This is a genomic window from Enterobacter sp. 3U4 (assembly GCF_057224565.1).
Window position 1 is genome coordinate 3,569,722 of sequence record NZ_CP136665.1, and the last position, 18,680, is coordinate 3,588,401.

Here is an 18,680-nt window from a genome sequence, read left to right on the forward strand (position 1 = left end):
GTGATCAATCCAAATCCAAAACGTTCTGACGAGCCGGTCTTCTGGGGCCTGTTTGGCGCAGGCGGCATGTGGAGTGCCATCATCGCCCCCGTCATCATCCTGCTGGTCGGCATTATGCTGCCGCTGGGGCTGTTCCCGGGCGATGCGCTGAGCTACGAGCGCGTACTGGCGTTCGCGGGCAGCTTTATCGGTCGCGTGTTCATCTTCCTGATGATCGTCCTGCCGCTGTGGTGTGGTCTGCACCGTATTCACCATGCGATGCATGACCTGAAGATCCATGTCCCGAGCGGTAAATGGGTGTTCTACGGTCTGGCGACCATCCTGACCGTGGTGACGCTGATAGCCGTGGTCACCATCTGACGCTTCTGGCCCGCCATCCGGCGGGCCTTTTAATTCTGCATCTTTCCCACCAGCCACTGGGCAAACTCGCGCATTGCGGGCGTTTCTGTTCGTGACTGTAGTCTTGTGAGCCAGTAGCTGCCGAGGTCAATCTGCGTTGCAAACGGCTGCACGATGCGCTCGCTGCTGAGTAAATGGGTAAACATGTCGACAGGCGCAATGGCAATCCCGACGCCTGCCTGGGCCGCTTCCAGCATGGTCACGGACGAATCAAACACCATCACCCGGTGCGTCGGCGAGGGAGGATGTTCACCCGCTGCCTGCATCCACGCAGCCCACTCGTCGCGCCGGTAAGAACGCAGCAGGGTAAACTTCAGGATATCTGCCGGGCTTTTAAGAACTGAAGCTATGTCAGGTGTACAGAGCGGAGACAGCGGCGCAGGGCAAAGGAATTCAGCATCGGTTCCATGCCACGCGCCGCCACCGTAGCGAATGGCGTAATCAAGCCCTTCAGCCGCAGGATCGACGCGATTGTTATGGGTGGAAAGCTGAAGATCAATATGCGGATAGCAGCGGCGAAAGTCCGCGAGCAGCGAGAATAAAACACCCGTGGCAAAAGTCCCTACCACACCTATTTTGAGCTTCTCCTGAGCGCGCTGGCTGGCAAAGCGATCCAGCATTCCGGCGATACGATCGAACGAGTCATTCAGCACCGGCAGCAAATTCTCGCCTTCGGTGGTCAACATCAGCCCTCGCGAAACGCGGACAAACAGCTGGCAGTTAAGGTGCTGCTCAAGCGCCTTTACGTGCTGGCTAATCGCGGAATGGGTGACATTCAGCTCGATAGCGGCATGAGTAAAACTGAGGTGCCTGGCAGCAGCTTCGAACGCCCGCAGGGAATTAAGAGGAAGATAGCTGCGCGTCATGGTCTCGTCCGTTAGAAAAATTAACAGCTAATGCTAAATTTAACCGTTTGTCAGCCATAGTCAAATCCAACAGACTACAGCGGTCTGACGGGCCCGGACACTCCCTTGAACTGCTATTACGGAAGATAACTGATGATGACAAAATCCCTAAGCTGTGCCCTGCTGCTCAGCGTTGCCAGCTCTGCATTCGCCGCACCGATGTCCGAAAAACAGCTGGCTGAGGTGGTGGAACGTACCGTTACGCCGCTGATGAAAGCGCAGGCCATCCCGGGTATGGCGGTGGCGGTGATTTATCAGGGTCAGCCGCACTACTTTACCTTCGGTAAAGCCGATGTTGCAGCAAACAAACCTGTTACCCCACAAACCTTGTTCGAGCTGGGCTCTATAAGTAAAACCTTTACCGGCGTATTGGGTGGCGATGCCATTTCTCGCGGTGAAATATCGCTGGGCGATCCGGTGACAAAATACTGGCCTGAACTGACGGGCAAACAGTGGCAGGGTATTCGCATGCTGGATCTGGCAACCTATACCGCAGGCGGTCTGCCGTTACAGATACCGGATGAGGTCACGGATAATGCCGCTCTGCTGCGCTTTTATCAAAACTGGCAGCCGCAGTGGAAGCCGGGCACCACGCGTCTTTACGCCAATGCCAGCATCGGTCTTTTTGGCGCGCTGGCGGTCAAACCTTCCGGCATGAGCTATGAGCAGGCCATAACGACGCGGGTCTTTAAGCCACTCAAGCTGAACCATACCTGGATTAACGTTCCGAAAACGGAAGAGGCGCATTACGCCTGGGGATACCGCGACGGTAAAGCGGTCCACGTTTCGCCAGGAATGCTGGATGCAGAAGCCTATGGCGTAAAAACCAACGTGCAGGATATGGCAAGCTGGGTGATGGTCAACATGAAGCCGGACTCGCTTCAGGATAGTTCACTCAGGAAAGGCATTGCCCTGGCGCAGTCTCGCTACTGGCGCGTGGGGGCCATGTATCAGGGGTTAGGCTGGGAAATGCTTAACTGGCCGGTCGATGCCAAAACCGTGGTTGAAGGCAGCGACAATAAGGTGGCGCTGGCACCGCTGCCTGCGAGAGAAGTGAATCCACCGGCGCCCCCGGTCAACGCGTCCTGGGTCCACAAAACAGGATCTACCGGCGGATTTGGCAGCTACGTGGCCTTTATTCCTGAAAAGCAGCTCGGCATTGTGATGCTGGCGAATAAAAGCTATCCGAACCCGGCACGCGTTGATGCGGCATACCGTATTTTGAGCGCGCTGTAGTAAACATTGCCGGGTGGCGCTAACGCTTACCCGGCCAACAAAATCCCAGGGGTGGCCACCCGGAGAAACGCACCGCATAAAAACCACATTTTCCTTGCCGTCATCTACACTTAACAAAAAACAGTAAGGAAACTCCTATGCGCATTCTGCCTGTTATCGCCGCGGTGACAGCCGCGTTTTTAGTGGTTGCCTGCAGTTCCCCTACCCCACCGCCTGGCGTTACCGTCGTCACGCCTTTCGATGCACAACGCTTCCTTGGAACATGGTATGAAATCGCGCGCCTCGACCATCGGTTTGAGCAGGGCTTAGAGAAGGTCACTGCGAATTACAGCCCGATGGATGATGGCGGTATTCAGGTGATCAACCGGGGCTATAATCCCGATCGCGAGATGTGGCAGCAGTCGATTGGGAAAGCGTACTTCACGGGCGACCCGCGACGGGCCGCGCTCAAAGTCTCTTTCTTTGGCCCGTTTTATGGCGGCTATAACGTGATCGCACTCGACAAAGAGTACCGTCACGCGCTGGTCTGCGGTCCGGATCGCGACTATCTGTGGATACTTTCCCGCACGCCAGCTATTTCGTCAGAAATGAAACAGCAGATGCTGGACGTCGCGACCCGGCAAGGGTTTGATGTGTCAAAACTCATCTGGGTAAAACAGCCCCATTAATGGGTGCTGAGCTTCAGCCCAATAATCCCGGCCACAATCAAGGCGAGGCTGGCGATACGCGCCAGACTCGCTGACTCTCCCAGCAGCAGAATGCCGGTGATGGCGGCCCCCACCGCACCAATGCCCGTCCAGACGGCATAAGCCGTTCCCACAGGCAGCGAGCGCATTGCCCAGGATAACAGCACAATACTCACGATCATTGCGGTGACGGTAATGACGCTGGGCGTCAGACGGGTAAATCCGTGGGTGTATTTGAGACCAATCGCCCATACCACTTCGAGCAGGCCAGCAATAAAAAGAATGATCCAGGACATTTCAGGCTCCTTAACTTAATTCAAGTTGGGGCCGTCCCCGGTGAAAGAAACGCTTACGGGTCGTCCCGTAAGGCAGAGATTACGCCCCATATTGTGGTTAGCGTGCTATTTTTTTTCAATCATTTTTTGCTGAACACGTTAAGGCAAGAAATAGCCGCAGTATGGCGCGTAGTTCCGGCATTTAGCACTCATCCGACTTCTCTATGATGATGTGCTTTCTGATGGCAGGAAGCCAAACCACTAGCCGACTGCGAATAAAATATGTTCAAAATTCTCTTGATTGACCGTTGTCACTTCACCCGCACGGGGTTTGAAGCATGGCTCAATCATTCCGGTTTGTTCCCGGGACATTACGTTGTGACCGGGCTGAATAATCTGTTTCTTGCCAGGGAACACATTCTGCAATGGAAACCCACGCTGGTTATCGCCGATCTTTACGGCTTCAGGCAGGATATTCACCATTTTCAGCAGCTCTCGTCGTTGCTGAACGCCAGTGAACGTTTACCGTTTATTTTGCTGCAATCGGGAGAGGAGCGCGGCATGACCGACTGGCTCGGACAGTTCCCGGTGTGGTCGTCGCTGTTGAAAAACGCCAGTCTCGAAGAAGTGGCAACGACTATCAACGACGCATTAATCTCGCGCGCCAGCGCTGACAGGCCAACGGCGGCTGCCCCCTTGCTGACCCGACAGGAAGAGAAGGTACTGACATTGTGGATGGACGGTGCAAGCAATCAAAAAATTGCCGCTCACCTGAGTATCAATGGAAAAACGGTTTATACCTACAAACGCAATATCCGCATGAAACTGCATATGGATACACGTTTTTCTCCGTTCTTATCCCTGCAGGAATCAGAAAGCTGACGGTACGAAACCCGGCAGGTCTCGTACCGTATGTTAATTACTGCTGCGCTTTTGTGGCCGCACCAGAGATTGCGCTACCACCTTCAGAAATATCCTGACCAACGCCACGCGTGGTATTACAGGCCGTTAATACTGAAGAAAGTACCAGGACTGAAAAGATCGCTGCAATTGTCTTCTTAACCATAATATCTTCCTTTTATAGCCAAAGTTATTTTGTGTATAGCAACTTAAGAATAGACAAGATCCCGCCGATTGACGGAAAAGGAAGCATTTTTAGGAAAATTAGAAGAGCTTAACTGGCGGCGTGAGAAATGATATGACCGAGTTCCTGGATATCTTGCCCCATTCCACGCGTGGTGTTACAGCCGGAAAGCAATGCACTGGAAAGCGCTAACAGAAGCAGAATTTTAACGGTCCGTTTCATCATCCCTGCCTGCAAAAATCAGGCGCAGCGGGCGCTGCGCCTTCAATCATGACGTAAATTACTTCACGCGGGATACGTATTCGCCGGAGCGGGTATCCACTTTGATCACTTCGCCAGTCTGTACGAACAGTGGCACTTTAACCACGGCGCCGGTAGACAGTTTGGCTGGTTTACCGCCGGTACCTGCGGTATCACCTTTCAGACCTGGATCGGTTTCAACGATTTCCAGTTCTACGAAGTTTGGTGGGGTCACAGCGATAGGCTGGCCGTTCCACAGGGTCACGATGCACTCAGCCTGATCCAGCAGCCATTTAGCGCTGTCACCTACCGCTTTCTCATCAGCAGACAGCTGTTCGAAAGTGGAGTTGTTCATGAAATGATAGAACTCACCGTCGTTGTACAGATAGGTCAGGTTCATATCAACAACATCAGCGCCTTCAGCGGAGTCAGTAGACTTGAAGGTTTTCTCAACACGGGTACCGGTCAGCAGACGGCGCAGCTTAACGCGTGCGAATGCCTGGCCTTTACCTGGTTTAACGAATTCGCTGGCTTCAACCGCGTACGGTTCGCCGTCCATCATGATTTTAAGACCAGCACGAAAATCGTTGCTATAGTACGTTGCCATAAGGCCCTCTAAATTTGTTAACTGGTAGCTAAGCCACAAAATGGCGCATATTGTAACCCTAAACACCCCGTCCAGAGAAGATTGGTTATCGCAACTTGCCGATGTAATCACCAGTCCTGATGAATTGCTGCGTCTTTTAGACCTCGATCAGCACCCAGAGTTGCTTGCAGGCCGCGAGGCAAAGCGCCTATTCGCCCTGCGCGTTCCCCGTGCGTTTGTGGCGCGGATGGAGAAAGGCAACCCCGACGATCCACTTTTGAAACAAACGCTTACTTCGCAGGATGAGTTTATCACCGCGCCGGGTTATAGCACCGATCCGCTGGAAGAGCAGAACAGCGTGGTGCCGGGTTTGCTGCACAAGTATCTCAACCGCGCCCTGCTGCTGGTAAAAGGCGGCTGTGCGGTAAATTGTCGTTATTGCTTCCGTCGGCACTTCCCTTACGCCGAAAATCAGGGCAATAAACGCAACTGGCAGGTCGCGCTGGACTATATCGCCGACCATCCGGAGCTGGATGAGATTATTTTTTCCGGCGGCGACCCGCTGATGGCGAAAGATCATGAGCTGGACTGGCTGCTGACCGAGCTTGAAGCCATCCCGCACATCAAGCGCCTGCGCATTCACAGCCGTTTACCGATTGTTATTCCGGCGCGGATCACCGATGGGCTGGTCTCACGCCTGGAGCAGTCTCGCTTGCAGGTGCTGCTGGTGAACCATATCAACCACGCGAACGAAATTGACGATGCGTTTCGCTCGGCAATGGCGCGTCTGCGTAAAGCAGGCGTAACGCTGCTGAACCAGAGCGTGCTGCTGCGAGGCGTCAATGATAGCGCCCGCGTGCTGGCCGATCTGAGCAATGCCCTGTTTGATGCGGGCGTGATGCCCTATTACCTGCACGTGCTGGATCGCGTTCAGGGCGCGGCCCATTTCATGGTGACGGATGAAGAAGCCCGGCAGATTATGCGCGAACTGTTAACGCTGGTTTCAGGCTATATGGTGCCGAAGCTGGCACGCGAGATTGGCGGAGAGCCGAGCAAGACGCCGCTGGATTTGCAGCTGCGGCAACACTAAAAGGCAGGTGGCGCTACGCTTACCTGCCCTACAGGGTCCGGGCGCAGCGCCATCAGCAAGTTAACTCAATTTGGGCACTTGTAGACCTGGCCGTTCATCTGGCTGGCGGTCGGCACGAAGCTGGACAGCATACTCTGCGTTGGGCTGCTCACGCCGTAAATCACGTTCCCGCCCATTGCCGCAGCCTGGTTACGCAGGGCATTCGCCGCACCGCGCATTGAGCCACCTTCTTCGCCATGCTGACCTGACATCCAGTTGCTTTGCTCACCGGTTGCCGTGCCTAACAGCTGGCATTCACTGCCAGGCTTATCTTCCACAAAGCGAACGCCCTGGCCCGCTGCCGACAGCTCATTGCTGGAGCTACAACCCGCCAGCAGCAATGCTGCCCCTACAATCCCTGCACAGACTTTTACGCGCATGTTATTCCTCGTTTTCAATAAGCTGGACAGTAGTTGTCCGTGTGTAAATCTTATACCTAAAAGATGACCAAAAGAAAAACCCCCGAGCATCTCTGCCCGGGGGTTTTTCACATTCTACGACGTAGAACGCATGATTACATCATGCCGCCCATACCGCCCATGCCGCCCATGCCAGCAGCACCTAAGTCCGGTGCATCGCCTTTAGGCATATCGGTTACCATGCACTCGGTGGTGATCATCAGGCCAGCGACAGATGCCGCGTACTGCAGAGCAGAACGGGTTACTTTCGTTGGATCCAGGATACCGAAGTCGATCATGTTGCCGTATTCTTCAGTTGCTGCGTTGTAACCGTAGTTACCTTCGCCCGCTTTCACGTTGTTCGCAACTACAGATGGCTCTTCACCAGCGTTAGAAACGATCTGACGCAGTGGGGCTTCCATTGCGCGCAGCGCAACTTTAATACCCACATTCTGGTCTTCGTTCTGAGCGGTCAGGCCAGCCAGTTTAGCGGCAACACGCACCAGCGCGACACCACCACCAGCAACCACGCCTTCTTCTACCGCAGCACGGGTCGCGTGCAGGGCATCGTCAACGCGTGCTTTTTTCTCTTTCATTTCAACTTCGGTCGCGGCACCGACTTTGATTACCGCAACGCCGCCCGCCAGTTTCGCTACGCGCTCCTGCAGTTTTTCACGGTCGTAGTCGGAAGTCGCTTCTTCGATCTGCTTACGGATCTGACCCACGCGGCCCTGAATAGCGGCTTCTTCACCCACGCCGTCGATGATGGTGGTGGTGTCTTTGTTGATCACAACGCGTTTCGCCTGGCCCAGGTCTTCCAGGGTCGCTTTTTCCAGCTCCATACCGATCTCTTCGGAGATGACGGTACCGCCGGTCAGGGTAGCGATATCCTGCAGCATCGCTTTACGGCGATCGCCGAAGCCAGGTGCTTTAACCGCAGCCACTTTCACGATGCCGCGCATGGTGTTAACCACCAGCGTTGCCAACGCTTCGCCTTCAACGTCTTCAGCGATGATAACCAGCGGTTTGCCTGCTTTAGCAACGGCTTCCAGTACTGGCAGCATTTCGCGGATGTTGGAGATTTTCTTGTCAGCCAGCAGAATGAACGGGCTTTCCAGCTCAACAGCACCAGTTTCTGGCTTGTTGATGAAGTATGGGGACAGGTAACCGCGGTCGAACTGCATACCTTCAACCACGTCCAGTTCGTCTTCCAGACCGGTACCGTCTTCAACGGTGATCACGCCTTCTTTACCGACTTTGTCCATCGCTTCAGCGATCAGTTTACCTACGGTTTCGTCGGAGTTAGCGGAGATAGTACCAACCTGAGCAATGGCTTTAGAGTCAGAGCACGGTACGGACAGCGCTTTCAGTTCTTCAACAGCGGAGGCGACAGCTTTGTCGATACCACGTTTCAGATCCATTGGGTTCATGCCCGCCGCAACGGCTTTCAGACCTTCGGTGATAATCGCCTGCGCCAGAACGGTCGCGGTGGTGGTACCGTCGCCTGCAGCGTCGTTCGCTTTAGAGGCAACTTCTTTTACCATCTGCGCGCCCATGTTTTCGAACTTGTCTTCCAGCTCGATTTCACGTGCTACAGAAACACCATCTTTGGTGATGGTTGGCGCGCCGAAGGATTTATCCAGCACTACGTTACGGCCTTTCGGGCCCAGGGTCACTTTAACTGCATCTGCCAGTACGTTTACGCCGCGGAGCATTTTTACACGAGCGTCGTTACCGAATTTTACGTCTTTAGCTGCCATGTTCTTATTTCCTCAAATTCTCGTGCGTAAATTACGCTTCAACAATTGCCAGAATGTCGCTCTCGGACATGATCAACACTTCTTCATTGTCGATCTTCTCGGATTTCACGCCGTAGCCATCGTTGAAAATTACGATGTCACCAACTTTAACGTCCAGCGGCTGCACAGTTCCGTTTTCCAGGATGCGGCCCTTACCGACAGCGATGATTTCGCCACGCGTTGATTTGGCTGCTGCAGAACCGGTCAGAACGATGCCGCCAGCAGACTTGGTTTCAACTTCTTTACGTTTGACGATCACACGATCATGTAACGGACGAATACTCATTGATAGCTCTCCTTTGAGAAAGTCATTATCAGTTATGGATGACGCCGGCCCGCATGCGGTTTTCCGACTAGTGCCCTGAGAGATGGGGATAGCTTTTTACCCCTTCAAGGGGGAGTTGAAAAAAAAATTTGCGAAAGTGTTACCATCGCCTCTCTTTTGGTACTGGAAGGGCGATGTCAATGAGTGGACTCAAGCAGGAGTTGGGGCTGGCGCAGGGCGTTGGCCTGCTCTCAACCTCCTTGTTAGGTACGGGCGTGTTTGCCGTACCCGCGCTGGCGGCGCTGGTGGCAGGAAATAACAGCCTGTGGGCGTGGCCGGTATTGATTGTGCTGGTTTTCCCGATAGCCATTGTGTTTGCCATTCTGGGGCGGCATTTCCCCAGCGCGGGCGGCGTGGCGCACTTCGTCGGTCTGGCCTTTGGCGCACGGCTGGAGCGTGTGACCGGCTGGCTGTTTCTCTCCGTCATTCCGGTTGGCCTCCCGGCGGCGCTGCATATTGCGACAGGTTTTGGGCAGGCGCTGTTTGGCTGGCATCACGAGCAGCTGTTGCTGGCCGAGCTGGGGACGCTGGCTATCGTCTGGTGGGTGGGTTCACGCGGCGCCAGCTCCAGCGCCAACCTGCAGACGCTGGTTGCGGTGCTGATTGTCGCGCTTGTGGCCGCTATCTGGTGGGCGGGCGATATCACCGTAAAGGAGATTCCCTTCCCGGCGGTAACTGACGTCGACCGCTCGCAACTTTTTGCCGCACTCTCCGTCATGTTCTGGTGTTTTGTCGGCCTGGAAGCCTTTGCCCATCTGGCGTCGGAATTTAAGCAGCCTGAACGTGATTTCCCCCGTGCGCTGATGATCGGCCTGCTGCTGGCGGGTACGGTCTACTGGGCGTGTACCGTGCTGGTGTTGCACTTCCACGCGTTCGGAGTGGATCTCGCCGCCGCGGCATCGCTACCGGGTATCGTGGTTGAACTGTTTGGTGTGAAGGCGCTGTGGATCGCCTGCGTCATCGGCTATCTGGCCTGTTTTGCCAGCCTCAACATTTATATCCAGAGCTTTGCCCGTCTGGTGTGGTCGCAGGCGCTGGATAAACCTGATAACCGCCTCGCGCGCCTGTCTAAACGCCAGCTGCCGCTGAATGCCCTGAATGCCGTACTGGGCTGCTGCGTGCTGAGTACGCTGTGCATTTACGCCCTGAAGATCAATCTGGATACGCTACTGGTCTACGCCAACGGCATTTTTATTATGATCTACCTGCTGTGCATGCTGGCGGGATGCCGTTTGCTGAAAGGCCGTTATAAAGCACTGGCGGTTGTTGGGGGACTGCTGTGCCTGCTGTTGCTGGCGATGGTGGGATGGAAGAGTTTGTATGCCATCGTCATGCTGACGGTGTTGTGGGTATTTTTACCGAAGCGCAATACGCGCCTGTAGTGCCCGGTAAGCGAAGCGCCACCGGGCAAATCAATCACCGATCGTCTTTATGGTCTAAACGGTCGTGCTGTTCATCCTTGCGCTGATATTCCCCTTCAAACGTGTCGCCTGGCCCGGTGCTAAACCCACCGCCGGGCATACGGCTAAAGCGCAGATGCGGCAGCAGCTTCATGGTCAGGTGCTTTTGCACCAGCGGCAGAAGCAGCAGAAGGCCGAGGAAATCGGTGAAGAACCCCGGCAGAATCAGCAGCAGCCCCGCAATAATCAGCGATACGCTTTTGATCATCTCCGCCGCCGGGCTTTCGCCTGCGGCCATCTTCTGCTGCATTATCAGGAAATTTTTGAAACCCTGATTACGCACCAGCGACATGCCGATGACGGAGGTGAAAATCACCAGAATCAGCGTCAGCAGGACGCCCAGCACATGGGCAACCTGGATGAAAATGGAAATCTCAATGTAAACATAGAGAAAGAAAGCAATAAATGGTATCCAGCGCACTGGCATCTCCTGTGTGGCAGAGGCCATCGGGCCCCTGTCTGAATGTGTTCGCGACGCGCGTTTGTATGAGATGGTGACGGTTAGCGAAAATTCAATCAGTTTGCACGGATATTTTTTTTGGAAATATTAAAGCGGTGACCCATTTCACAGATTAATAATTATCATGGAATCGGCTCGATAATAAGTGATCCAGCTTACGGCAATTCGCTATCATCAGCATATGATCTCGAGCATCTGGCTGATTGAGGGAATAATCGTCGGCCAGAAAATATTCAAAACCACATATATACTGTGTGTTTAGTACAATCCATCGGCAGCTTGAAAAGAAGGTTCACATGTTAAACAACATTCGTATCGAAGAAGACTTGTTGGGTACCAGGGAAGTTCCAGCGGATGCCTACTACGGTGTTCACACTCTGAGAGCGATTGAAAACTTCTACATCAGCAACAGCAAAATCAGCGACATCCCTGAGTTTGTTCGTGGCATGGTGATGGTGAAGAAAGCCGCAGCACTGGCCAACAAAGAGCTGCAAACCATTCCTAAAAGCGCGGCAAATGCGATTATCGCGGCCTGCGATGAAGTGCTGAACAACGGCAAATGCATGGACCAGTTCCCGGTTGACGTCTATCAGGGCGGCGCGGGCACCTCCGTCAACATGAATACTAACGAAGTACTGGCAAACATTGGCCTGGAGCTGATGGGTCACCAGAAAGGTGAATACCAGTACCTGAACCCGAACGACCACGTTAACAAATGCCAGTCCACCAACGACGCCTACCCAACCGGCTTCCGTATCGCGGTGTATGCTTCCGTGGTGAAACTGGTGGATGCAATCAACCAGCTTGGTGACGGCTTCCAGCGTAAAGCGGTTGAGTTCCAGGACATCCTGAAAATGGGTCGTACCCAGCTGCAGGATGCGGTGCCGATGACTCTCGGACAGGAATTCCACGCGTTTAACGTTCTGCTGAACGAAGAGACCAAAAACCTGCTGCGCACCTCCGAGCTGCTGCTGGAAGTGAACCTGGGCGCCACCGCCATCGGTACGCGTCTGAACACCCCGGATGGCTATCAGCAGCTGGCGGTACAGAAGCTGGCTGAAGTGTCCAACCTGCCGGTTGTGCCTGCAGAAGACCTCATTGAAGCGACCTCCGACTGCGGCGCTTACGTCATGGTACACAGCGCCCTGAAACGTCTGGCAGTGAAACTGTCCAAAATCTGTAACGACCTGCGCCTGCTCTCTTCCGGTCCGCGCGCTGGTCTGAACGAAATCAACCTGCCAGAACTGCAGGCGGGTTCATCCATCATGCCGGCCAAGGTGAACCCGGTTGTGCCAGAAGTGGTGAATCAGGTTTGCTTCAAAGTCATCGGTAACGATACAACCGTGACCATGGCCTCTGAAGCGGGTCAGCTGCAGCTGAACGTGATGGAGCCAGTGATTGGCCAGGCGATGTTTGAATCTATCCACATCCTGACCAACGCCTGCTACAACCTGCTGGAAAAATGCATTAACGGCATCACAGCGAATAAAGAAGTCTGTGAAGGTTATGTCTATAACTCCATCGGGATCGTTACCTACCTCAACCCGTTCATCGGTCACCACAACGGCGATATCGTCGGTAAGATTTGCGCCGAAACCGGTAAGAGCGTGCGTGAAGTGGTGCTGGAGCGCGGGCTGTTGACCGAAGCTGAGCTGGACGATATCTTCTCGGCCCAGAACCTGATGCACCCGGCATATAAAGCAAAACGATATACCGATGAAAGCGAACAGTAACCGTTCAGGCTAGGCTTCTTAAGGCACGTCACTTGTGACGTGCCTTTTTTCTTTTTAGGCGTTACCGAAATACAACAATTCAATATCAACTTGTTAATAAGCAAGGAAGGTCCTTATGTTTGGAGCAGAACTCGTCATCGTCTTGTTGGCGATTTATTTGGGAGCAAGACTCGGGGGTATCGGCATCGGTTTTGCTGGTGGTCTCGGGGTGCTCGTTCTTACCCTTATCTTTCAGATTAAACCCGGCGCTATCCCGTTCGACGTTATCGAAATCATCATGGCAGTTATTGCCGCTATCGCCGCCATGCAGGTGGCAGGCGGTATGGACTACCTGGTGAGCCTGGCGGAGCGTATGCTGCGCCGCCATCCAAAATACATTACCTTCCTTGCTCCGCTGGTGACCTGGTTTATGACCATTCTCGCCGGTACTGGCCACACCGCCTTCTCTACGCTGCCGGTGATTACCGAAGTGGCGAAAGAACAGGGTATCCGTCCGTCGCGTCCGCTCTCTATTGCCGTCGTCGCGTCCCAGATCGCCATTACCGCCTCGCCGATTTCCGCTGCGGTGGTCTTCTTCGCCGGTATTCTGGAGCCGATGGGCGTGAGCTACCTGACGCTGCTGGCGATCTGTATCCCGGTGACGCTGATTGCGGTGATGATTACCGCCGTGCTGTGCAACTTCCTCGGCGCTGAACTGAAGGACGATCCGGTTTATCAGGAGCGTCTGGCAAAAGGTGAAGTGAGCCTGCGCGGCAGCCAGGTCTTCGAACTGAAGCCACATGCGAAACGCTCCGTGCTGCTGTTCCTGATTGGGATTGTCGCCGTCATGTTCTATGCGACAGCCATCAGCGATACCGTGGGGCTGATCCAAAACCCTGTCCTGCCGCGTAACGAAGCGATTGTGGTGTTCATGCTGACCATCGCAACGCTGATTAGCATCACCTGTAAAATTGATACCAGCGAAGTGCTGAACGCCAGCACCTTCAAATCCGGTATGAGCGCCTGCGTGTGCGTGCTGGGCGTGGCGTGGCTCGGTGATACCTTCGTGAAAGCACACATTAGCGACATCCAGACCGTAGCTGGCGACCTGCTGCATAACTACCCGTGGCTGCTGGCGGTCGTGCTGTTCTTTGCGGCGACCCTGCTTTACTCTCAGGCCGCGACCACCAAAGCGCTGATGCCTGCGGCTCTGATGCTGGGCGTGACCCCGTTAACCGCTATCGCCTCGTTTGCTGCCGTTTCTGCACTGTTCGTTCTGCCAACCTACCCAACGCTGCTGGCGGCGGTGGAGATGGACGATACCGGCTCAACCCGTATCGGCAAGTACGTGTTTAACCACGCGTTCCTGATCCCGGGCGTGGTCGCCATTTCACTTTGCGTGATCCTCGGCTTTATCATCGGCGGTGTGGTGCTGTAAACGGTGAGTGGTTGTAAAAATAGTTAAAATCGGGCCGCTCTGCGGCCCGTTTCATTAATGAGCAATCGCCTTGCGTGATATAGTGAAGACTTTCGTGATGAGGAGGTCGACTTGTGAACACGCCTGATGCCGTTGTCGTACTGTGTACCGCCCCTGATGAAGCCTCTGCCCAGGACCTCGCCGCCAAAGTGCTGGCCGAAAAACTGGCTGCCTGCGTCACGCTTTTACCCGGCGCAACCTCCCTTTATTACTGGGAAGGCAAGCTGGAGCAAGAGTACGAAGTTCAGATGTTGCTCAAAACTAATCTGGCGAATCAGCAGGCTCTCCTGGACTGCCTCAAATCTCATCATCCTTACCAAACCCCGGAGCTGCTGGTCCTGCCAGTAGTTCATGGCAATAACGACTATCTCTCATGGCTCAACGCTTCTTTACGCTGATCCTGCTGCTGTGCAGCACGTCAGCTTTTGCCGGGTTGTTTGACGCGCCCGGCCGCTCGAACTTTATTCCTGCCGACCAGGCGTTCGTTTTCGACTTTCAGCAAAACCAGCATGATCTTAATCTTACCTGGCAGGTGAAAGAGGGCTATTACCTCTATCGCAAGCAGGTGAGCATTACCCCTGCCCAGGCAAACGTGGACGCATTACTGCTGCCCGCTGGCGAATGGCACGAGGACGAGTTCTACGGCAAGAGTGAAATCTACCGCCAGCGCTTAAGCGTCCCGGTCACGGTGAATCAGGCGGATAAAGGCGCGACGCTGACCGTCACCTATCAAGGGTGCGCGGATGCCGGATTCTGCTATCCACCTGAAACAAAGGTGGTTCCGCTTAGTGAAGTGAAAGCGTCAGCCACGGTTCTTCCTCTTCCTTCGGGCGAGAAGCGTGAAGCTCCCGCTGACCTTCCGTTCTCCGCGCTGTGGGCCTTACTGATTGGCATTGGCATTGCCTTTACCCCCTGCGTGCTGCCGATGTATCCGCTCATCTCTGGCATCGTGCTGGGCGGTAAGCAACGGCTTTCCACCGCACGCGCCCTGCTGTTGGCCTTTTTTTACGTGCAGGGTATGGCCCTGACCTACACGGCACTCGGCCTTGTGGTCGCCGCTGCCGGGTTACAGTTCCAGGCGGCACTGCAGCATCCTTACGTCCTTATTGGCTTGTCGTTGGTCTTCATCCTGCTGGCACTGTCAATGTTCGGCCTGTTTACCCTGCAGTTACCGTCGGTTTTGCAGACTCGCTTAACGCTGATGAGTAACCGTCAGCAGGGAGGCTCGGCAGGCGGCGTGTTTGTAATGGGGGCCATCGCCGGACTGATTTGCTCCCCTTGCACCACCGCACCGTTGAGCGCCATCCTGCTCTATATTGCCCAGAGCGGCAATTTGTGGCTTGGCGGGGGTACGCTGTACCTCTACGCGCTGGGCATGGGCCTGCCGCTGATTCTGGTCACAGTTTTCGGTAATCGACTTCTTCCGAAGAGCGGCCCGTGGATGGAGACGGTGAAAACCGCGTTTGGCTTTGTGATTCTCGCGCTGCCTGTGTTCCTGCTGGAACGCATTACGGGTGACGTGTGGGGCACTCGCCTCTGGGCGATGCTCGGCGTAGCATTCTTCTCCTGGGCGTTTATCGTCAGTCTGGGGGCAAAAAAAGCGTGGATGCGCCTGGTGCAAATCCTCCTGCTCGCCGCCGCGCTGGTGAGCGTGCGTCCTCTTCAGGACTGGGCGTTCGGCTCGCCGGTAGGCCAGACGCAGGCGCATTTGAACTTCATCCAGATTAAGAACGTTGATGAGCTCAACAGCGCGCTCGCACAGGCAAAAGGCAAACCGGTGATGCTCGATCTTTATGCTGACTGGTGCGTCGCCTGCAAAGAATTTGAAAAATACACCTTTAGCGATCCACAGGTGCAAAACGTCCTGAAAGAGACTGTTCTGCTCCAGGCGAACGTAACAGCCAATAATGCGCAGGATAAGGCTCTGCTGAAACAGCTTAACGTGCTCGGGCTGCCCACCATTCTGTTCTTCGATAAGCAGGGCCAGGAGCAGCCAGGGCAGCGTGTAACAGGGTTTATGGATGCAGCGGCATTTAGCGCGCATTTGCGCAATCGCCAACCGTAAACAACACTTTAAACGGGACAAACCGTTGGGAATAGCGGAGGAGATAACCGTGCAACGTGAAGACGTACTGGGACAAGCCCTGCAATTACTTGAGATTCAAGGGATCGCCAGCACCACGCTTGAGATGGTAGCCGACCGTATCGATTACCCCCTGGATGAACTTAAGCGCTTCTGGCCAGATAAAGAGGCGCTACTCTATGATGCCCTGCGCTATCTCAGCCAGCAGGTTGATGTCTGGCGTAGACAACTGATGCTGAATGAAGAACTGACCGCGGAGCAAAAGCTGCTGGCGCGCTATACCGCCCTGACGGAATGTGTCAGCAACAACCGCTATCCGGGTTGTCTGTTCATCGCCGCCTGCACCTATTTTCCTGACCCTGGGCATCCTATCCATCAGCTTGCGGATCAGCAAAAACGGGCAGCGCATGACTTCACCCACGAACTGCTGACCACGCTGGAAGTCGATGACCCTGCGATGGTGGCTAAACAGATGGAGCTGGTGCTGGAAGGTTGCCTCAGCCGCATGCTGGTGAACCGTAGCCAGGCCGATGTGGATACGGCGCACCGCCTGGCGGAAGATATTCTGCGCTTTGCCCAGTGCCGTATGGGCGGAGCACTGACCTAAGCCAGCATGCCCGCCCAGGCGGAGACGAGCAGACACAGCGCCATCAGGCGCTGAAACCGCACCATCGCCACGGTGGTGCGAAAAATTCGGTTCACCGCTTTACCCAGCCACGCCCAGCACATCAAACAGGCTATTGAGATAAGCAGAAACCATAGCGCCATTAACGCAATATCCCGCAATGCATGGTCGCCAGCAGGGGTAAACAGACTGACGACTGCCAGCGCCATCATCCAGGTTTTGGGATTCACGATCTGCAGCAGCGCCGCCGCCTGAGCGGTGAATCGGATACGGTTCTCGGCGGAAAGACGTGTGGCCGGGGCGCGAAACAGCTGCCAGCTCATCCAGCTTAGCCACAGCACGCCTGCCCAGCTCATTATCTGACGTATCAGAGGATACTGACGCAGCACTTCTCCTGCGCCCGCGCCTGATACCAGCACGATCGCACTGGCCGCTATACACCCGCCCAGAATCGCAGGTACGGTATTTTTTACGCCAAAGTGCTGGCTGTTCGTCAGCACCAGAATATTGGTTGGCCCCGGCGTAATGGAGGCGACAAATGCGAACAACAGAAAGGGTATCAAACTCACAGGTAGCTCCTTTTTATTAGAGCCATGAATGTGCCGTTATTTTTTGGAAACGTCTGGAAGGTTTGTGCACAACCGGCGGTAGTGTGCAGGAGAGATACGGTAAGCACGCTGAAACCATCGCCCCAGATGGCTTTGATCGGCAAAACCCACTGCGGCAGCCACATCAACGGGCTGGTCACCGCGCGCCAGCAGCTGTCGGGCCTTTGCCAGACGCAGCTGAATAAGCCATGCGTGGGGCGCCAGGTTGAACTCGCGCTTGAAACAGCGCGTCAGGGTAAAGCGATCCGTGCCCGTCTCGCGCGCAAGGTCTGACAGCCCCACGTTCTCGCCGATATGGGCATAGAGATAGTCCCGCGCACGATGCGCCACGGCAGCGCTTTGTAACTGCGACGGCAGTTTCTTACGCCAGTGACAATGGGCGGTGATCCGGGAGAGCAGATTGTCCATTGTGCTCTGCTGAACGATTTTCATCTCGTCATTATGCAGGGTAGAGAATGTCTCACCGATAGCACGCACCAGCTGCGGCTCCCGCGTCAGCGTTTGGGCAAAGTGGAGTGAATAACTCCCGGGAGTCGATTCGTAAAGCCCCTGTAGCGCACCGGTAAGCCAGCGCTCATCAAGATAGAAGGTCAGATAGGTAAAACCGCCCTCTACAGGCGCATCTCCGTCGTGAATTTCTCCAGGCTCGAGGAGAAATGCGTCGCCCGGCTGGCTACGATGACGCTCACGGCGACAGTGAAACTGCTGCGTGCCGGAGAGGGTTATCCCTACCAGATAGCTATCATGCCAGTGCGGATCAAAGGCATGCCCTTCGAAATGCGCTTTAATCGTCTCAATACCCGTATCTGCATGCTGACGCAGTTCGAGCCAGTCATTCGTCATACTGCCCTCCTATTACTCTCAGCATTGCCGTATCACACAGGTACTGTCTGGAAGATTTGTGCATTTTCACGGCGAAAGCGGACAGATTGCCGCAAACTTAAGCAGTTGAACAGCTTTTCCCGAAATAATGTTGACGATCGAGCGTGATTGCGGTTTAATGCGCTCCGTTGCCCGGATAGCTCAGTCGGTAGAGCAGGGGATTGAAAATCCCCGTGTCCTTGGTTCGATTCCGAGTCCGGGCACCAAATTCATATCAACGGACCTCCACAGAGGTCCGTTTTTGCATTCTGAGCCCGCAAAAATCAACATTTCTACAATCCCTTAACTCCACCCAACTCAATCAACTTCAA

Annotated in this window: 22 protein-coding genes and 1 tRNA gene; 12 read left to right on the forward strand and 11 right to left on the reverse strand. The window is 54.7% G+C overall.

From position 1 onward, the window contains the following. Complete coding sequence (gene frdD, locus RVY89_RS17020; protein ID WP_013095272.1) at positions 1-360, forward strand: fumarate reductase subunit FrdD; 360 nt, start codon at positions 1-3, stop codon at positions 358-360. A gap of 29 nt (positions 361-389) precedes the next feature. Here the strand turns inward: frdD and ampR are convergent, their stop codons facing one another. After that, the gene (gene ampR / locus RVY89_RS17025) at positions 390-1,265 is read right to left on the reverse strand and encodes a LysR family transcriptional regulator AmpR (RefSeq protein WP_484825960.1); all 876 of its coding nucleotides are present in this window, start codon (positions 1,263-1,265) and stop codon (positions 390-392) included. Between the two features lie 132 nt (positions 1,266-1,397). Between ampR and blaACT the strand changes: the two genes are divergently transcribed. Both blaACT and RVY89_RS17035 read left to right on the forward strand, forming a co-directional pair. Then, the gene (gene blaACT / locus RVY89_RS17030) at positions 1,398-2,540 is read left to right on the forward strand and encodes an ACT family cephalosporin-hydrolyzing class C beta-lactamase (RefSeq protein ID WP_484825961.1); all 1,143 of its coding nucleotides are present in this window, start codon (positions 1,398-1,400) and stop codon (positions 2,538-2,540) included. Between the two features lie 137 nt (positions 2,541-2,677). Next, positions 2,678-3,208 (forward strand): lipocalin family protein, encoded by a 531-nt coding sequence (locus tag RVY89_RS17035; protein ID WP_484825962.1) that lies wholly within the window; start codon positions 2,678-2,680, stop codon positions 3,206-3,208. On the opposite strand, the gene sugE is transcribed toward RVY89_RS17035, so the two are convergent. Beyond that, on the reverse strand, positions 3,205-3,522 hold the full coding sequence (sugE, locus tag RVY89_RS17040; RefSeq protein WP_006178944.1) for a quaternary ammonium compound efflux SMR transporter SugE: 318 nt from the start codon (positions 3,520-3,522) through the stop codon (positions 3,205-3,207). The two genes, RVY89_RS17035 and sugE, sit on opposite strands and share 4 nt — an antisense overlap. 261 nt (positions 3,523-3,783) lie before the next feature. On the opposite strand from sugE, the gene RVY89_RS17045 reads away from it, so the two are divergent. Next, a complete protein-coding gene (locus tag RVY89_RS17045; RefSeq protein WP_371899623.1) occupies positions 3,784-4,383 on the forward strand; it encodes a helix-turn-helix transcriptional regulator in 600 nt (199 codons plus the stop codon). 37 nt (positions 4,384-4,420) lie between these two features. On the opposite strand, the gene ecnB is transcribed toward RVY89_RS17045, so the two are convergent. The 3 genes from ecnB to efp all read right to left on the reverse strand — a co-directional run bounded on the left by ecnB (position 4,421) and on the right by efp (position 5,432). Next, positions 4,421-4,567: a lipoprotein toxin entericidin B gene (gene ecnB, locus RVY89_RS17050; protein WP_003025482.1), complete on the reverse strand. Its 147-nt coding sequence runs from the start codon at positions 4,565-4,567 to the stop codon at positions 4,421-4,423. Between the two features lie 108 nt (positions 4,568-4,675). Beyond that, positions 4,676-4,807 carry an entericidin A/B family lipoprotein gene (locus RVY89_RS17055; protein WP_464283399.1) on the reverse strand — a complete coding sequence of 44 codons (132 nt, stop codon included), beginning with the start codon at positions 4,805-4,807 and terminating at the stop codon, positions 4,676-4,678. A 58-nt stretch (positions 4,808-4,865) separates the two neighbouring features. Continuing rightward, positions 4,866-5,432 carry an elongation factor P gene (gene efp / locus RVY89_RS17060; protein WP_010427766.1) on the reverse strand — a complete coding sequence of 189 codons (567 nt, stop codon included), beginning with the start codon at positions 5,430-5,432 and terminating at the stop codon, positions 4,866-4,868. A 40-nt stretch (positions 5,433-5,472) separates the two neighbouring features. On the opposite strand from efp, the gene epmB reads away from it, so the two are divergent. After that, the gene (gene epmB, locus RVY89_RS17065) at positions 5,473-6,501 is read left to right on the forward strand and encodes an EF-P beta-lysylation protein EpmB (RefSeq protein ID WP_484825963.1); all 1,029 of its coding nucleotides are present in this window, start codon (positions 5,473-5,475) and stop codon (positions 6,499-6,501) included. A 65-nt stretch (positions 6,502-6,566) separates the two neighbouring features. On the opposite strand, the gene RVY89_RS17070 is transcribed toward epmB, so the two are convergent. The 3 genes from RVY89_RS17070 to RVY89_RS17080 all read right to left on the reverse strand — a co-directional run bounded on the left by RVY89_RS17070 (position 6,567) and on the right by RVY89_RS17080 (position 9,023). Next, entirely contained in the window at positions 6,567-6,920 is a 354-nt protein-coding gene (locus tag RVY89_RS17070; protein WP_023310115.1) for a DUF4156 domain-containing protein, read from the reverse strand. A 134-nt stretch (positions 6,921-7,054) separates the two neighbouring features. Next, positions 7,055-8,698: a chaperonin GroEL gene (gene groL, locus RVY89_RS17075; protein WP_014882201.1), complete on the reverse strand. Its 1,644-nt coding sequence runs from the start codon at positions 8,696-8,698 to the stop codon at positions 7,055-7,057. 31 nt (positions 8,699-8,729) lie between these two features. After that, positions 8,730-9,023, reverse strand: a complete 294-nt coding sequence (locus tag RVY89_RS17080) for a co-chaperone GroES (RefSeq protein WP_003855929.1) — start codon at positions 9,021-9,023, stop codon at positions 8,730-8,732. 179 nt (positions 9,024-9,202) lie between these two features. On the opposite strand from RVY89_RS17080, the gene yjeH reads away from it, so the two are divergent. Beyond that, entirely contained in the window at positions 9,203-10,444 is a 1,242-nt protein-coding gene (yjeH, locus tag RVY89_RS17085) for an L-methionine/branched-chain amino acid transporter (RefSeq protein WP_484825964.1), read from the forward strand. A gap of 34 nt (positions 10,445-10,478) precedes the next feature. Here the strand turns inward: yjeH and RVY89_RS17090 are convergent, their stop codons facing one another. Beyond that, positions 10,479-10,943 carry an FxsA family protein gene (locus RVY89_RS17090; RefSeq protein ID WP_484825965.1) on the reverse strand — a complete coding sequence of 155 codons (465 nt, stop codon included), beginning with the start codon at positions 10,941-10,943 and terminating at the stop codon, positions 10,479-10,481. A 335-nt stretch (positions 10,944-11,278) separates the two neighbouring features. Between RVY89_RS17090 and aspA the strand changes: the two genes are divergently transcribed. The 5 genes from aspA to RVY89_RS17115 all read left to right on the forward strand — a co-directional run bounded on the left by aspA (position 11,279) and on the right by RVY89_RS17115 (position 16,861). Then, positions 11,279-12,715, forward strand: coding sequence for an aspartate ammonia-lyase (gene aspA, locus RVY89_RS17095; RefSeq protein WP_003855923.1), 1,437 nt, complete (start codon positions 11,279-11,281; stop codon positions 12,713-12,715). Between the two features lie 115 nt (positions 12,716-12,830). Beyond that, entirely contained in the window at positions 12,831-14,132 is a 1,302-nt protein-coding gene (locus RVY89_RS17100) for an anaerobic C4-dicarboxylate transporter (protein WP_024907357.1), read from the forward strand. A 113-nt stretch (positions 14,133-14,245) separates the two neighbouring features. After that, positions 14,246-14,569 (forward strand): divalent cation tolerance protein CutA, encoded by a 324-nt coding sequence (gene cutA / locus RVY89_RS17105; protein ID WP_484825966.1) that lies wholly within the window; start codon positions 14,246-14,248, stop codon positions 14,567-14,569. After that, positions 14,545-16,236: a protein-disulfide reductase DsbD gene (locus tag RVY89_RS17110; RefSeq protein WP_484825967.1), complete on the forward strand. Its 1,692-nt coding sequence runs from the start codon at positions 14,545-14,547 to the stop codon at positions 16,234-16,236. Before cutA ends, RVY89_RS17110 begins: the two co-directional genes overlap by 25 nt. 49 nt (positions 16,237-16,285) lie before the next feature. Next, positions 16,286-16,861, forward strand: coding sequence for a transcriptional regulator (locus tag RVY89_RS17115; protein WP_032641387.1), 576 nt, complete (start codon positions 16,286-16,288; stop codon positions 16,859-16,861). Here the strand turns inward: RVY89_RS17115 and RVY89_RS17120 are convergent. Together RVY89_RS17120 and RVY89_RS17125 are read right to left on the reverse strand one after the other, a co-directional pair. Next, positions 16,858-17,448, reverse strand: a complete 591-nt coding sequence (locus RVY89_RS17120; RefSeq protein ID WP_484825968.1) for a LysE family translocator — start codon at positions 17,446-17,448, stop codon at positions 16,858-16,860. The two genes, RVY89_RS17115 and RVY89_RS17120, sit on opposite strands and share 4 nt — an antisense overlap. 36 nt (positions 17,449-17,484) lie before the next feature. Further along, entirely contained in the window at positions 17,485-18,330 is an 846-nt protein-coding gene (locus RVY89_RS17125) for an AraC family ligand binding domain-containing protein (RefSeq protein ID WP_484825969.1), read from the reverse strand. 169 nt (positions 18,331-18,499) lie between these two features. On the opposite strand from RVY89_RS17125, the gene RVY89_RS17130 reads away from it, so the two are divergent. Then, positions 18,500-18,575, forward strand: a tRNA-Phe gene (locus RVY89_RS17130). Positions 18,576-18,680 lie beyond the last annotated feature (105 nt).